Source organism: Thiohalophilus sp. (assembly GCF_034522235.1).
GTDB lineage: Bacteria > Pseudomonadota > Gammaproteobacteria > UBA6429 > Thiohalophilaceae > Thiohalophilus.
The window spans coordinates 2,398,119-2,412,215 of record NZ_JAXHLN010000003.1 but is presented as its reverse complement, the minus strand read 5'-3'; the positions used below and the strand labels follow the sequence as shown (position 1 = coordinate 2,412,215).

Here is a 14,097-nt window from a genome sequence, read left to right as displayed (position 1 = left end):
ACCTTATGCTTGATACCTTACGTCGCTTAATCGAAGAGGTGAATCTGGCGCGCAATCTCGAGCAGGCGCTGGGAATCATCGTGCGCCGCGTCAAACAGGCCATGCAGGTGGATGTCTGTTCGGTCTATCTGACCGATCAGGACAATGAATATTATGTGCTGAAGGCGACCGACGGCCTCAACCAGAGCAGCGTCGGCAAGGTGCGCCTGAGCCAGGAACGCGGTCTGGTCGGACTGGTGGCCAAGCGCGCCGAACCGGTCAACCTGGATAACGCCCCCGAACATCACCGTTTTTGCTATTTCCCCGAATCCGGCGAGGAGCCCTATCACGCCTTTCTGGGCGTGCCGATCATTCATCACCGCAAGGTCGTCGGCGTGCTGGTGGTCCAGCAGCACGGCTCAGAAAAATTCGATGAAGACAGCGTCACCTTTTTGATCACCATTGCTGCGCAGCTGGCCGGCGCCATCGCCCATGCCGAGGCCAGTGGTGAGGTGGACATTGTCGGTCAGGTCTCTTCCCAGTCGCATGACAGCCGTCCGATCAGCGGCCAGCCGGGTGCCCCCGGGGTGGCCATTGGGACCGCCAAGGTGGTCTACACCCTGGCCGATATCAATGCGGTGCCGGATCGGCGCACCAGTAATCCCGATGCGGAGATCATGGCGTTTAACGCGGCGCTCAATGCGGTGAAAAAAGATATCAAATCCCTGTCGAAGCAGTTTGTCGACAAGTTGCCGCCCGAGGATCACGCCCTGTTCGATGTCTATATGCTGATGCTTGACAGCGACAGCCTGGCGGGCCAGACCCGGGAGCGCATCGAGGCCGGTAACTGGGCGCAGGGGGCGCTGCGCCAGACGATCTACGATCACGAACGGATTTTCCGCGAGATGGAAGACAGTTACATGCGCGAGCGGGTCGATGATGTGCGCGATCTGGGGCAACGCATTCTGTCCCATCTGCAACAGGATTCTCAGCGCCCGCTGGAGTATCCCGAGCAAACGGTACTGGTCGGCGAGGAGATCAGTGCCGCCATGCTCGCCGAGGTGCCGCCGGAAAAACTGGCCGGAGTGATCTCGGTACGCGGCTCACGCACCTCCCACGTGGCAATCCTGGCCCGCGCGCTGGGTGTGCCGGCGGTGATGGGCGCCACCGATCTGCCTGTATCGCGCATGGACGGCGCCGAGGTGATCGCCGACGGCTACAGCGGCCGGGTCTATGTGGCACCGGCCCAGCCCATCCTTGAGGAATACCGGCGGCTGGTCGACCAGGAGGTCGAACTGACCGAGGAACTCAAGGCACTGCGCGAGCTGCCCTCGGAAACCCTGGATGGCGAGCATATTCCCCTGTATGCCAACACCGGGTTGATCTCGGATATGACACCGACCCGGGAAAGCGGCGCCGAGGGGATCGGGCTTTACCGAACCGAGTTTCCGTTCATGATCCGCCAGCGTTTCCCCGGCGAGGACGAGCAACGTGTCAACTACCGGCAGGTCCTGGAAGCCTTTGCACCGCGGCCGGTGGTATTGCGTACCCTGGATGTGGGCGGCGACAAGGCGTTGCCCTATTTCCCCATCGAGGAAGAGAATCCGTTTCTGGGCTGGCGCGGGATCCGTATTACCCTGGATCACCCGGAAATTTTTCTGGTGCAGATCCGTGCCATGCTGCTGGCCAGCGCCGGGCTGGGTAATCTGAACATCCTGTTGCCGATGATCAGCGATGTCAGCGAGCTGATCGACAGCCTGAGTCTGATTCATCAGGCTTACGAAGAGCTGCTGGAAGAGGGGCAGGATATCCGCATGCCCAAGATCGGCGTAATGATCGAGGTGCCCTCGGCGGTGTATCAGGCGGGCAATCTGGCCAAGCGGGTCGATTTTCTCTCCATCGGCACCAATGATCTGACCCAGTATCTGCTGGCGGTGGACCGCAATAACTCCCGTGTCGCCGAGCTGTACGATTCCCTCCATCCGGCGGTGATCCGCGCCATCTTGCAGGTGGTGGACAGTGCGCGAGTTCACGACAAACCGGTGAGCGTCTGTGGTGAAATGGCGGGTGATCCGGCGGCGGCAATCCTGCTGCTGGGGATGGGCATCCACAGCCTGAGTATGAGCGTCTCCAGTTTGCTGCGGGTAAAATGGGTGATTCGTAATCTCAGCCGGGAGCGGGCTTCGGAGATTCTCAGCGAAGTGCTGGTGATGGAAGACGTGCATGAAATCCGCCGCTACCTCAATACACAACTGGAAGAGGCGGGCATGGGCGGTTTGATTCGCGCAGGTAAATAATATAATGCAACAACCTAAAGTCGGCACAGGTGATCGTCATCTCGGCCTGCATGAACTGATCCACGATCTGGTGGAAGATGGCCGGCTGGATAAAAAAACCTCTGATGAGTTTCTGATCCCGGCCCGGACCGGACGCCTCGAAATTCACCCGCTGGTGATCATCTCGCAACAGGAGTGGGACGATCTGGCCCGACCGGGCAAGAAGCTGACCCTCGAGGTGCTGACCCAATGGCTGGCCGAACGGGCCGGGTTGCCCTATTTTCGCATCGATCCGCTCAAGGTGGATGTCACTGCGGTGACCGCCGTTACTTCGTCGGCCTATGCCGGCAAACATCGTATCCTGCCGGTCAAAGTGGACAAGAACAAGGTCGTCATTGCCACCGCCGAACCGGATATCCGCAGCTGGGAGGATGAGCTGGCGCACATCACCGGGCTGCAGATCGAGCGGGTGATCGCCAACCCGCTGGATATCGCCCGTTATCTCAATGAGTTCTACTCGGTCAGCCATTCGATCCGGCGCGCCACCTCGGACAAGGACGCCGGACACATTCCCGGTATTACCAATCTCGAACAACTGGTGGAGCTGGGCAAGACCGGTAACCTGGATGCCAACGACAAGGACGTGGTGCAGATCGTCGACTGGTTGCTGCAATACGCTTTCGATCAACGCGCCAGCGACATCCATATGGAACCCCGGCGCGAGAAGGGCCATATCCGCTTTCGCATCGACGGGGTGATGCACCAGGTCTATGACATGCCCACCCCGGTGATGACCGCCGTCTCCAGTCGCATCAAGGTGCTGGGACGCATGGATGTAGTGGAAAAACGCCGCCCACAGGACGGGCGCATCAAGACCCTGTTACCCGAAGGGGGCGAGATCGAACTGCGTTTGTCGACCATGCCGACCGCCTTTGGCGAAAAACTGGTGTTGCGTATCTTTAACCCGGATGTCCTGGTCAAGGATTTCACCGCGCTGGGTTTTTCCGCCAAAGACATTACCGGCTGGAACCAGATGGTCAACCAGCCCAACGGGATCATCCTGGTCACCGGCCCCACCGGTTCGGGCAAAACCACCACCCTCTATTCCACGCTCAAGCAACTGGCCCAGCCCGAGGTCAATGTCTGCACCGTGGAAGATCCCATTGAAATGGTCGAGCCGGCCTTCAACCAGATGCAGGTGCAGCACAATATCGGGCTCGATTTTGCCAGCGGGGTACGCACCCTGTTGCGTCAGGATCCGGACATCATCATGGTCGGCGAGATCCGCGACAAGGAGACCGCTGAGATGGCGATTCAGGCGGCCCTGACCGGCCATCTGGTGCTCTCCACCTTGCACACCAACGACTCCTCCTCGGCAGTAACCCGCTTGCGCGAGATCGGTGTGCCGGCCTATCTGATCAATGCCACGTTGCTGGGTGTGCTGGCACAGCGACTGGTGCGCACCCTCTGTCCGCACTGCAAACAGCCCGCCGAGGTGGACCCGGATCTGTGGCAGGCCCTGACCCGGCCCTGGAAGCTGAGCGGTGAACCGAAGTTTTACGGCCCGGTGGGTTGTGATGAATGCCGCAATACCGGCTATATGGGCCGAATCGGACTTTATGAAATGCTGCGCATGACGTCGCCAATCCGCAGCCAGCTGGGCCCCGACAGCGACGCCACCGAGATCCGTCGCATCGCCGTCAACGAGGGTATGATCCAGTTGCGCATCTCCGGCGCGCAAAAAGTCGCCCAGGGCCTGACCACCATGGAAGAAGTGCTTAATGTCGTTCCGCCGGACAGTGAAATCTAGAAATTAATTTCTGCTGTCTGAAAAGCGGCAGGCAATACTGGAACGCCTCCTTACGAGGCCTGGCACAATTTCACTGAATAGCGCTGGATCTGGCCAAGGAGTTCCGCATGGTTAAAGGGCTGGACAATGTAATCATCGGCCCCAAGCTGCAGACCGCTGCTGACATCCTCCATGGTATAGTGTTCCGCCAGCAGCAGGACCGGTGTGTCGCGCCAGCCGGGGATCCTGTGCAGGGTATCGATGAACCGGCACTGCCCGTCACTGACGAACGCCACATCCAGGAAGATCATGCTGGCAGGCGGCATTCTGCTCAGCAGCGCGGAGGCGGTTTCGCAAGAGGTAGTGCAGACCACGTTGTATCCTTCGCGACTCAACAGATAGTCCAGCAGGTAGGCGGTATGGGCGTCTTTTTCGAGAATCAGGAGGGTTCCCTGGTGATTTGTTTGAGCTCTGGCCATAGACAAATATCCGGTTGATTTAATTTGGTAAAATGGCGTAATGCCACACTCATGGCGTATACATCGGCGGTGAAATGGCCGACCTTGAGTACCGGCTGAGCTGGATGTGACCTATGCACGGGTTTAGCGGCCCGGCAATGATTAAGCGGTAAAACAACATCATGGATACACTGACGCATGGCCTGAGCAGTGTCCTGCTGGCACGGGCCACAGCCCCCGAATCCCGCCGTTTTGCGGACAGCCGGACCCTCTCTCTGCGTACCCGCCTGGCGGCGGGGTTTCTCGCCGGCATCTTCCCGGACAGCGATTTTCTGCTGCGGCTGATCGACGGGCCCCTGTCCTACCTGAAATATCACCGCGGCGTGACGCACTCTGTATTGATGCTGCCGTTATGGGCCGGGCTGCTGTCGCTGTTGTTTATGCTGTTATGGCGCGGCCAGTATCACTGGAAAGCCTTTTATGCCGTGTGTGTCATGAGCCTGGGGATTCATATCTTCGGGGATGTGATTACCTCGTTTGGCACCATGATCCTGGCGCCGTTCAGCCATGCCAAGTTTTCCCTGCCGTCTACCTTTATTATCGATTTCTGGTTCACTGGCATCATTGTGCTGGCATTGATTGCCGCCTGGGTCTGGCGCCGGCAGGGGCAACAGCTGGCGCTGACCGGCCTGGCCACGCTGGCGTTATATGTCGGTTTTCAACATTACCAGGCCTGGGAGGCGCGCGATCTGGGTCGGGAGTATGTCCGACACCAGGGACTGGAGCAGGCCGAAGTGCACGCCCTGCCACAACCCCTGTCGCCGTTTAACTGGAAGATCGTGATCGAGCAGCCACAGCACTATCACGTGAGTTATGTAAACCTGCATCGCGAGCAGGTGGTTCCGGAGCCGGATGAACAGGCCGGTATGTTCGCCCGCATCAACGCAATCTACCGCCCGCTGGACAATGTCGCCTGGCAAACTTTACCCCGTTACGGTGAGGGAATCGGACAGAAACTGGCGCAGGATGTCTGGGAACAGGATGTGTTAAAAGACATTCGCGAGTTCATGCTGTTTCCCGCGTTGTATCGCATTGAACAGCGCGAACAGGGGCTGTGTGCCTGGTACGAGGATCACCGTTTTATTCTGGGCGATACCCGCAATGTCCCGTTTCGCTTCGGCGCCTGCAATAATGGCGATGATGACTGGCGGCTTTATCGCCATCAGGGTGATCGTGTTATTCCGCTACGCTAGTGATCTGAGGGCAGGGCACAAAACGAACGAGGTGTTCCAATGAATGATATCTACCGGATCAATATCAGTCTGCGTATAGAAACGATCCTGGAGCCCGAAGCGGAGGCGGCCTATCCCCGCTGCCTCGCCGGTGAAGGCGCACGAAGCGCATGACGATGCGCAGGAATGGCTCGGGGAGGAATTCGACCCGGCCTATTTTGATATTGAGCATGTCAACGCAATGCTGGGCCTGGACATTGAGGATTTTCTTCCCTCATCCCCCGTTTATGAGGGTACTGAACTGGCGGCGATGTCGGAGTCGGGGTTGCTCGACAGCCTGGCGGAAAACGGCGATCGCGTGCCGCGCAATCTCATCGACGAATGCGCCCGCCGCGGCGATGCCATCTGGATGAACTGGAGTCTTTGCTGCAAACCCGGCCTTACTGGGATGAGGCAAACGATGAGGCCTGGTGGCTGCCGCTGCATGCGGTGATGATTCTCGGGTTGATGTCCGGCGAGCGGGCCGGACGACTGCTGTGTGACTATTTTTTCGCTATTGTCACAGGTGACGAAGACGATCTGCAGGACTGGCTCGCCGGTTACTGGCCGGCAATAATGCGTGTTCCCCACGCACGTGGGGATAAATGTGCAAGGCCTGTGAGATAGAGCTGCGCAACAAGTTATATCAAACTTGATATATTCAGGATAAGGGACTATCATGAGAAAGGTCGTATTCGAGGGCGATTCCCTGGACGTAATTCGTGCGTTACCGGGCGATGCGCGTCATCGTGCCGGTTATGAGATTGACCGCGTACAACGGGACAAGGTGCCGGAAAACTGGAAACCGTTTCCAACCATTGGTCAAGGTGTACGCGAGCTCCGGATACAGACAGGCAGGCAATTTCGGGTTGTTTATATCGCGAAGTTTGACATGAAGGTTCATATCCTGCATGTGTTTGAGAAAAAAACGCAGAAGACCCGTCAGTCAGACATTGAGATAGCGAGAAACAGGTTTAAGGAAGTGGTCAAGAGGTACCGTTAATCATGGTAAAGGAATTCGACAGTGTTTGGGACGCGATTGAAAACGATCAGGTGCAGGCCGCAAATCTGAAACTGCGCGCCCGGTTAATGATGGAAGTCGCCGACTATGTCAAACAATCCGGCCTGACTCAGGCCGAAGCGGCAAAGAAGCTTGGCATAACCCAGCCGAGGCTCAATGATGTGCTCAAAGGCAGAATCGAAAAATGCACCATCGATCGCCTGGTGAACATGCTCTCGGCGGTTGGCTATAAAGTGAATCTGGAGATATCACACGCGGCCTGATTCCCATCAGATAACCAATAAAAATCGCTCTTTAACAATTCGCATTATTATCAATTAGTTACAACAACGCACGAAAATTCGGGTAAAAAGCCCAAAAATACGTTAAGTGGTTGTTGTAACTTATTTTTTGTATGTAATATTGGTGTTCACTGCCGCACAGGCAGCTTAGAAAAGCTGGAATTCACCCGGATCGACTGTGAGACGAGGGTTTCCGTTTGCCTGATTCCGGCGTAATCGCACTTTGCTGGAAGAGGCAGCGATGATTACAGGGAGCGGTAAAGTGTGAAAATGGAAAAAGGCACAGCTTCGCGTCGTTCTTCATCGACTCATTCCGGGAACCCCGTTTCGATCATTGCGGATGATCGCGAGGCGCGGGGTGGCATGATTGATATTTTGCGTGGCATGCCGGAGTTTTCCGTCGGTGTTGAGCGGTTATCCGTCGGGGACTATCGGGTGGATAACCGTTTTCTGTTCGAGCGCAAAACCTTGCCTGATCTGGTGGCCTCGATAGCTTCTGGGCGGTTGTTTCAACAGGCATTGCGGCTTGCCGGGGTGGAGTCATGGCGAACCGCGATGATACTGGAGGGGACTGCCAGGGATATTGAAGGCAGCGGTATGTGCCGGGAGGCGATACAGGGGGCGCTTGTTACTGTGTCCCTGTTCATCGGTCTGCCGTTGTTGCGTACCCGCTGTGCCCGGGAGACAGCACGCGTCATGCTTTTTGCGGCGCGTCAGGGGCGGACAGTCGCCAGCGGTGGCCTGCCACGGCAGGGAAAACGCCCGACGGGCAAGCGCGCCTTGCAATCTTATCTGTTGCAGGGGTTGCCCGGGATTGGCCCGGCGCGCGCGGCGAGGTTGCTGGCGCATTTTGGCAGCGTTGAAGCGGTGTTGATGGCGGGTCGGGATGAGATTGAAGCGGTAGCCGGGATCGGCCGGCATATCGCCGCGCTGATGCGCTGGGCGGTTGAGGAGTCCGCCCCGCCATATCGGTCGGTTGACGATTGCGCGTGTGGTCGGGTGACTGAATGGGATGATCTGTTGACGTTTTTTCAATCCTCACCCTGGGCGAGAACGGATATTGATTTGATTCGGGGCTGACACAGGGGTGTGGGGCTGCACCTGGTAGCCCCGTGGGCGATGCGTGGCGGACTGCCGTTCCCGCCAATTTACCCCGGTGAGGACGGGTTTAGAACCTGTTGGGAGCCAGGCACATCCCTCAGTGGTAGGCCGGACATAGCAAAGCGGTGTCCGGCAATCGGAGGTGTTGCCCGATACCGCAGAGTTTATGCCCGCAGGGTGCTTTATCGGGCCTGCAGTACACCCCGGCTCTCGTGTTGTGAAGCTTACTTCGAGTTGCCCGATATCGCTTCGCTTTATCGAGCCTACGGTACTATTGCTCTGTGTGGTTATTTGAACAACGCCAGGATCTCGCCGGCAGTGTTGCGCTTTTCGCCGTTGCAACTGATGTAGCGCTGGACCTGAAAAGGCTTTCGCCGAGTGGCAGGTTTGTAGATTTTGCGGGTGTAGGCGGTATTGTGGTTGGAGATCAACACCGGGACGCCGCGCTGCGCGCAGGCCTGTGCCAGTTCGGCTAGCGTTTGTTGATCATCGAGGCTGAAGCCGCCGGCGCTGTAGGTGGTGAAGTTGGCGGAGGTCGACAGCGGCACGTAGGGTGGATCGCAATAGATCACATCGCCCGGTCTGGCCTGTTGCATGGTCTGTTCAAAATCTCCCAGCAGGAACTCGGCGCGCTGTGCCCGGTGATGAAAGGCGAGCATCTCCTTTTGCGGGAAGTAGGGGCGCTTGTAACGGCCGAAGGGGACGTTGAAACCGCCGCTGGCGTTATAGCGGCACAGGCCGTTGTAGCCGTGGCGGTTCAGGTAGATAAACAACGCGGCGCGCAGGTGTGGTTCGTCGCACGCATTGAACTGTTCGCGCAGCCGGTAGTAACGCTTTTCCTGGTTGTTGCGCGCAATGAAGTATTGCGCGCAATAGTCGATGAATTCGGCGCCTTCCTGCTTGAGCAGGTTGTACAGGCTGATCAAATCGGCATTGCGATCGCTAAGCAGATAGCGGTCGTAATCGCTGTTGAGAAACAGCGCGGCGGAGCCGGCAAACGGTTCCACCAGGCGTTTGCCCTCTGGCAGCATCGGGATGATGTGTTCCAGAATCCGGAACTTGTTGCCCGCCCACTTGAGAAATGGTCGCCGGGGCATCGGTCGTGCTGGTCGACCGGCTTTGCGCAGGGGGGCCACAGCGTCGGAGCGGACAGCCATCAGTCCAGTTCCTTGATGAACACCTTGGACTGGCGCTGGTAGTTATACAGTTGCTGGCGTTTGACCGGCAGATTTTTGATATCTTCCGGTTTGAAGCCGCGTTCGCGAAACCAGTGGGCGGTGCGGGTGGTCAATACGAACAGTTGCCGCACGCCGAGCTGACGACAGGTTTTCTCCAGATACTGTAACAGGGCGTCCCCCCGGCCCTGGTTACGGTAATCAGGATGGACCGCCAGGCAGGCCAGCTCGCCGACCTGTTCATCGATGAACGGATACAGGGCGGCGCAGCCGATGATCATGCCGTCGCGTTCGACCACGGTGAAATGATCCACCTCGGTTTCCAGGCGTTCGCGCGAGCGGCGCACCAGGATATCGTCCGTCTCCAGCGGTTTGATCAATTCCAGGATGCCACCGATGTCGTCAATAGTGGCGCGGCGCAGATCCTCGTAGGGATCGTTACTGATCAGGGTGCCGCAACCGTCGCGGGTGAACAGCTCCAGCAACAGGGCGCCGCCGGTATGTCGGTTGATGATATGCGCACGATTGACGTCGCGGCGGCAGGCATGGATCGCGCTGCGCAGGGCCTGTTGTTGTTCACTATTGAGTTTATTGCTTCCCGCCAGCAGGGCCTCGGCCCTGTCGGGCGTCAGCTCGCGTAACAGCCGTTTGCGGTTGTCGATAATTCCCTTGCTATCGATCAGCAGGATCAGTTTGTCGGCCTGCAACTGGCTGGCGGCGGCGGTGGCCACATCCTCGGCACTGAGGTTGAAGACCTCGCCGGTGGGCGAATACCCGATGGGCGAGAGCAGGACCAGATCGTTGTTATCCAGATGCTGGCGAATGGCATCCCGGTCCACCCGCCGGACCTCGCCGGTGTGGCCATAATCCACGCCGTCGCGCACGCCCAGCGGCTGGGCAGTGACAAAATTCCCCGACACCAGCCGGATACGCGCCCCGGCCATGGGCGAGTTGGCCAGCCCCATGGAAAGCAGCGCCTCGATATCGACCCGCACGCTGCCGGCCGCTTCCTTGACACAATTAAGCGCCGTGGTGTCAGTGACCCGCAGGCCGTTGACATAAACCAGCTCGGCATCGCGGCCTTTCAGGCAGGTTTCGATCTGCGGGCGGGTGCCGTGCACCAGCACCAGCTTGACCCCGAGGCTATTGAGCAGGGCCAGATCGTGCACCAGCGGCGCGAACTGCTCGTCCGCCAGCATCTCGCCGCCAAAGGCGATCACGAACACCTTGCCGCGAAAGGCATTGATATAGGGCGAGGAGTCGCGAAACCAGCGGACAAAATCGGTGTCGGTGGGGGGTGCTTTGGGAGCCATTTGCCGTGTCGAGTCAGGAGTTATTATCTGACGGTAGTATGACATATCGGACAGATACTAGGTACTGGGAACCAGGGCTATGAGCAGTGGGAGTAGTAAAACTCTTCTCCGGCTTTGGGAAGTGCCGAGGGCCGAGTGACGAGGTACGAGGTAGATCAAAACCTGAAGGATGGCAGGCGCTGCTTCGAGGTGGTGTCACGCAGGCTGTCGCCAGCGTGACCTACGCAGCTCTATTCCAGTATTGAGAAGGGCCGAGGGACGAGTCAGATCAAATCCCGAAGTCGGGCAGGAGCGGCTGCGCCGCGAAGGGACTTGCGTTAGCGCAGGAAATGTCGCGCCGGAGGCGCTTCTACATGGGAATTGCCCAGGGAGAGTTACGAAGTACGGGGTGATTCGGCAGGTTGTCGCCAGCGAGACCGATGTTGTTCCTCGTCACTCGTAACTCGTCCCTCGGCCCTCGGCCCTGTGTTGTCACCAACTGCTCTGTTTTTTCCAGCGGATGCGGGGGATCAGCAGGCCCAGCAGCAGGCCGCCGAGCAGGACCCCGGCACCGGCGATGAACCACTCGCGTTCGGCGCGATCCTTGAGCACCTGGTTTTCTTGGTTGAGGATCTGCAGCTCTTTTTCCAGGGCCACGTTTTTTTGCTGTAATTCACGGTTTTCCCGGTCCAGTACGAGCGGTTTGGCGGCGACCTCATTGAGATGATCCAGCTGCTTTTCGACTTCTTCGGTCTTGCCGAGCAGTTCGTCCCGCTCGCTGGCCAGTTGGGCGCGTTCTTCCTGGATTTCGCTGAGGGTGCTGCGCAGTTTTTCGTTTTCTTCCTGAAGGTTGTTCAGTTTGCGGGTGGCTTCTTCCAGCTGCATGGCCGAGGTGGAGTCGTCCATCAGATACTGGCTGCGCACCCAACCCTCGGTGCCGTCACTGGTACGCACCCGGGTATAACCCTGGTCGGTTTTCTCCAGTACTTCCAGCCTGGTGCCGGTCGGCAGGGTCTTGAGGACCTGATACGAGTTACCCTGGCCGTTGCGCAGGGTGATGATCAACTGGTCCGATACATATTGGTATTCGGCGGCCTGTACGGCGGAAGCGGTGGCGGCGAACAGCGCCAGGGTGATGAGCAAGTATCTCATGGTCAATTTCGGTCCTGCGGTGGTTTGTGCTCTAATATATATTGTACCGGCGGAATCCGGCCCGGATAGCGATTGTATAGTCTAGCGCGATTAGCCCGGTGCGTGCCAAATCACATTTTGCTGACGGCGGCCGGCAATCCCGGTGTCTGGCATCCGTCAGGGCGTTGTCATATGGTTGTCATATTCTTCGGCTGTAATGCCGGCGTGAAAGAGGCAGAGGCAAACCGTTATTATCACCCGGATGTCATAATCCCATGAGTCAGGATATTACGCTCCTGGTGGTCGAGGACGAAGCGGCCATCCGCGAAATGCTCGAATTTACCCTGGCGCGGGCCGGTTTTCGGGTGATCGAGGCCGGTGATGCCCGCGAGGCGGGCGAGCGCCTGGCCGAGGAAAAGCCCGATCTGGTGCTGCTGGACTGGATGCTGCCGGGTATCAGCGGGGTCGAGTTTGCCAAACGGTTGCGCCGGGATGAGGCAACCCGGGATCTGCCGGTGATCATGCTGACCGCCCGCACCGAGGAGGAGAGCAAATTGCGCGGCTATGAAGCCGGCATTGACGATTATGTAACCAAACCGTTTTCCACCCAGGAACTGGTGGCGCGGATCCGCGCGGTCCTGCGCCGCAGCAGTGCCGGCCAGGAAGCGTCCGAAACAATCGAGATTGCCGGTTTGACCCTGGATACCGCCAGTCACCGGGTAAGCCTCAACGGCGAACCCATCAATCTGGGGCCCACGGAATTTCGCCTGCTGCACTTTTTCATGACCCATCCCGAACGGGTTTACAGCCGCGATCAACTGCTCGATCAGGTCTGGGGCAATCAGGTGTATATCGAGGACCGCACTGTCGACGTGCATATTCGCCGGCTGCGCAAGGCGCTGGCCCCGCATGGCTTTGACCGGCATGTGCAGACCGTGCGCGGTGCCGGCTACCGGTTCTCAAAACAGGTCTGAGCTATGCACTACAACTGGATCAGCGAACTGTGGCGGATTCTGGCGAGTCTGGCTCTGGCCGTGTTTTTTGGCTGGGTGTTCAACAAGATACTGCCTGCACTGTTGCTGGCGGTCTCGTTCTGGTTTGCTATCTATTTTTTGCGTTTGAAGAAGCTGGATCACTGGCTACGTTTCGATCGCAAACAGGAACCGCCGCTTTCGAGCGGATTATGGGGTGAGGTTTTCACCGCGATTTACCGTTTGCAGCAACGGGCCCGCAAGCGAAATAAACGCCTGGTCAAGGCGATCAAACGTTTTCGTGAGACCACCGCGGCCTTACCCGACGGGGTGGCGGTACTGCGCGAGGAAGGTGAAATCGAATGGTGGAACGCCGAGGCCGGGCGACTGTTGCGCCTCAAATATCCGCAGGACGTGGGACTGCGGCTGGCCAACCTGCTGCGTCACCCGGATGTCTCCGCTTACTGGCGGGGTGAATGGCCGGATGAGCAGGTGACCATCAATTCACCGTATGATGATGCAACCCGACTCAGTATCCGGATGGTTGAGTACGGCAAGAACCAGACCCTGGTGATCGTTCGCGACGTTACCCTGTTCGAGCAGGTCGAGCAGATGCGGCGTGATTTCATCAGCAACATTTCCCATGAGTTGCGCACGCCCCTGACGGTGCTAAGCGGTTATATGGAAAGCCTGCTGGAAGAGAACGCCGACGACGAACAAATGCAACATACCTTCAAGGTGATGCAGCAGCAGACCCGACGAATGCAGCAGCTGACCGAAGATCTGATGTTGTTGTCCAGTTACGAGAACCAGCGTCGGGAACGCAAGCAGGTGGTGGTTGATGTGCCGCAAATGCTGAGCAGCCTCAGGGAGCAGGCCGAAATCCTCAGCGCTGAACGTAATCACACCATCCTGCTGGAAGCCGAGCCCCGGCTTTGTCTGCTGGGCGAGCAGCGTGAACTGGACAGTATTTTTACCAACCTGGTCGTCAACGCCGTCAATTACACGCCCAGCGGTGGCGCGATTCGCATTCGCTGGTTCGAAGACGACAAGGGCGCCCATTTCGAAGTCAATGACACCGGCATCGGTATCCCCCAGCACCATATTCCACGCCTGACCGAACGCTTCTATCGCGTGGACGAGGGCCGCTCGCGCCATACCGGCGGCTCCGGCCTGGGCCTGGCCATCGTCAAACACGCCATGCAGCGCAATAACGGTAGTTTGCGGATCGACAGTGAAGTAGGGCGGGGCAGTACCTTTATCTGCGACTTTCCTCCCGAAATCGTTCGTCATGCTGACGAACAGGGACGAGGTACGAGGTACGAGTGACGAGGACAGCATACTGCTGCGCG

The 14,097-nt window shown here is 58.2% G+C and carries 13 protein-coding genes; 9 read left to right on the top strand and 4 right to left on the bottom strand.

The annotated features are described in order from the left end of the window. Positions 1-5: 5 nt before the first annotated feature. Together ptsP and U5J94_RS14815 are read left to right on the top strand one after the other, a co-directional pair. Positions 6-2,276 carry a phosphoenolpyruvate--protein phosphotransferase gene (gene ptsP / locus U5J94_RS14820; RefSeq protein ID WP_322566394.1) on the top strand — a complete coding sequence of 757 codons (2,271 nt, stop codon included), beginning with the start codon at positions 6-8 and terminating at the stop codon, positions 2,274-2,276. Between the two features lie 4 nt (positions 2,277-2,280). Beyond that, a complete protein-coding gene (locus tag U5J94_RS14815) occupies positions 2,281-4,065 on the top strand; it encodes a GspE/PulE family protein (protein WP_322566393.1) in 1,785 nt (594 codons plus the stop codon). A gap of 50 nt (positions 4,066-4,115) precedes the next feature. Here U5J94_RS14815 and U5J94_RS14810 read toward each other — a convergent pair whose 3' ends face one another. Then, the gene (locus U5J94_RS14810) at positions 4,116-4,523 is read right to left on the bottom strand and encodes a response regulator transcription factor (protein ID WP_322566392.1); all 408 of its coding nucleotides are present in this window, start codon (positions 4,521-4,523) and stop codon (positions 4,116-4,118) included. 161 nt (positions 4,524-4,684) lie between these two features. Between U5J94_RS14810 and U5J94_RS14805 the strand changes: the two genes are divergently transcribed. The 5 genes from U5J94_RS14805 to U5J94_RS14785 all read left to right on the top strand — a co-directional run bounded on the left by U5J94_RS14805 (position 4,685) and on the right by U5J94_RS14785 (position 8,155). Continuing rightward, a complete protein-coding gene (locus U5J94_RS14805; RefSeq protein WP_322566391.1) occupies positions 4,685-5,755 on the top strand; it encodes a metal-dependent hydrolase in 1,071 nt (356 codons plus the stop codon). A gap of 130 nt (positions 5,756-5,885) precedes the next feature. Beyond that, entirely contained in the window at positions 5,886-6,227 is a 342-nt protein-coding gene (locus U5J94_RS14800) for a hypothetical protein (RefSeq protein ID WP_322566390.1), read from the top strand. A gap of 225 nt (positions 6,228-6,452) precedes the next feature. Continuing rightward, positions 6,453-6,776 carry a type II toxin-antitoxin system RelE/ParE family toxin gene (locus tag U5J94_RS14795; RefSeq protein ID WP_322566389.1) on the top strand — a complete coding sequence of 108 codons (324 nt, stop codon included), beginning with the start codon at positions 6,453-6,455 and terminating at the stop codon, positions 6,774-6,776. A gap of 2 nt (positions 6,777-6,778) precedes the next feature. Next, entirely contained in the window at positions 6,779-7,057 is a 279-nt protein-coding gene (locus U5J94_RS14790; protein WP_322566388.1) for a helix-turn-helix domain-containing protein, read from the top strand. A 288-nt stretch (positions 7,058-7,345) separates the two neighbouring features. Next, on the top strand, positions 7,346-8,155 hold the full coding sequence (locus U5J94_RS14785) for an ERCC4 domain-containing protein (protein WP_322566505.1): 810 nt from the start codon (positions 7,346-7,348) through the stop codon (positions 8,153-8,155). 308 nt (positions 8,156-8,463) lie between these two features. Here U5J94_RS14785 and U5J94_RS14780 read toward each other — a convergent pair whose 3' ends face one another. The 3 genes from U5J94_RS14780 to U5J94_RS14770 form a co-directional block, all read right to left on the bottom strand. Then, on the bottom strand, positions 8,464-9,273 hold the full coding sequence (locus U5J94_RS14780; protein ID WP_416224235.1) for a Dam family site-specific DNA-(adenine-N6)-methyltransferase: 810 nt from the start codon (positions 9,271-9,273) through the stop codon (positions 8,464-8,466). A gap of 59 nt (positions 9,274-9,332) precedes the next feature. Further along, positions 9,333-10,664, bottom strand: a complete 1,332-nt coding sequence (gene argA / locus U5J94_RS14775; RefSeq protein ID WP_322566386.1) for an amino-acid N-acetyltransferase — start codon at positions 10,662-10,664, stop codon at positions 9,333-9,335. A gap of 471 nt (positions 10,665-11,135) precedes the next feature. Next, a complete protein-coding gene (locus tag U5J94_RS14770) occupies positions 11,136-11,795 on the bottom strand; it encodes a TIGR04211 family SH3 domain-containing protein (RefSeq protein WP_322566385.1) in 660 nt (219 codons plus the stop codon). A 254-nt stretch (positions 11,796-12,049) separates the two neighbouring features. On the opposite strand from U5J94_RS14770, the gene phoB reads away from it, so the two are divergent. Together phoB and phoR are read left to right on the top strand one after the other, a co-directional pair. Next, positions 12,050-12,748: a phosphate regulon transcriptional regulator PhoB gene (gene phoB / locus U5J94_RS14765; RefSeq protein ID WP_322566384.1), complete on the top strand. Its 699-nt coding sequence runs from the start codon at positions 12,050-12,052 to the stop codon at positions 12,746-12,748. Between the two features lie 3 nt (positions 12,749-12,751). After that, positions 12,752-14,074, top strand: coding sequence for a phosphate regulon sensor histidine kinase PhoR (gene phoR, locus U5J94_RS14760; protein WP_322566383.1), 1,323 nt, complete (start codon positions 12,752-12,754; stop codon positions 14,072-14,074). The last annotated feature ends 23 nt before the right edge of the window (positions 14,075-14,097 follow it).

Excerpts from the sequence above, each read along its gene's own strand:
- U5J94_RS14810 (WP_322566392.1), bottom strand. The coding sequence starts at position 4,523 with ATGGCCAGAGCTCAAACAAATCACCAGGGAACCCTCCTGATTCTCGAA.
- phoR (WP_322566383.1), top strand. The coding sequence starts at position 12,752 with ATGCACTACAACTGGATCAGCGAACTGTGGCGGATTCTGGCGAGTCTG.
- U5J94_RS14790 (WP_322566388.1), top strand. The coding sequence starts at position 6,779 with ATGGTAAAGGAATTCGACAGTGTTTGGGACGCGATTGAAAACGATCAG.
- phoB (WP_322566384.1), top strand. The coding sequence starts at position 12,050 with ATGAGTCAGGATATTACGCTCCTGGTGGTCGAGGACGAAGCGGCCATC.
- U5J94_RS14780 (WP_416224235.1), bottom strand. The coding sequence starts at position 9,273 with ATGCCCCGGCGACCATTTCTCAAGTGGGCGGGCAACAAGTTCCGGATT.
- U5J94_RS14805 (WP_322566391.1), top strand. The coding sequence starts at position 4,685 with ATGGATACACTGACGCATGGCCTGAGCAGTGTCCTGCTGGCACGGGCC.
- U5J94_RS14785 (WP_322566505.1), top strand. The coding sequence starts at position 7,346 with ATGGAAAAAGGCACAGCTTCGCGTCGTTCTTCATCGACTCATTCCGGG.
- ptsP (WP_322566394.1), top strand. The coding sequence starts at position 6 with ATGCTTGATACCTTACGTCGCTTAATCGAAGAGGTGAATCTGGCGCGC.
- argA (WP_322566386.1), bottom strand. The coding sequence starts at position 10,664 with ATGGCTCCCAAAGCACCCCCCACCGACACCGATTTTGTCCGCTGGTTT.
- U5J94_RS14815 (WP_322566393.1), top strand. The coding sequence starts at position 2,281 with ATGCAACAACCTAAAGTCGGCACAGGTGATCGTCATCTCGGCCTGCAT.
- U5J94_RS14770 (WP_322566385.1), bottom strand. The coding sequence starts at position 11,795 with ATGAGATACTTGCTCATCACCCTGGCGCTGTTCGCCGCCACCGCTTCC.
- U5J94_RS14795 (WP_322566389.1), top strand. The coding sequence starts at position 6,453 with ATGAGAAAGGTCGTATTCGAGGGCGATTCCCTGGACGTAATTCGTGCG.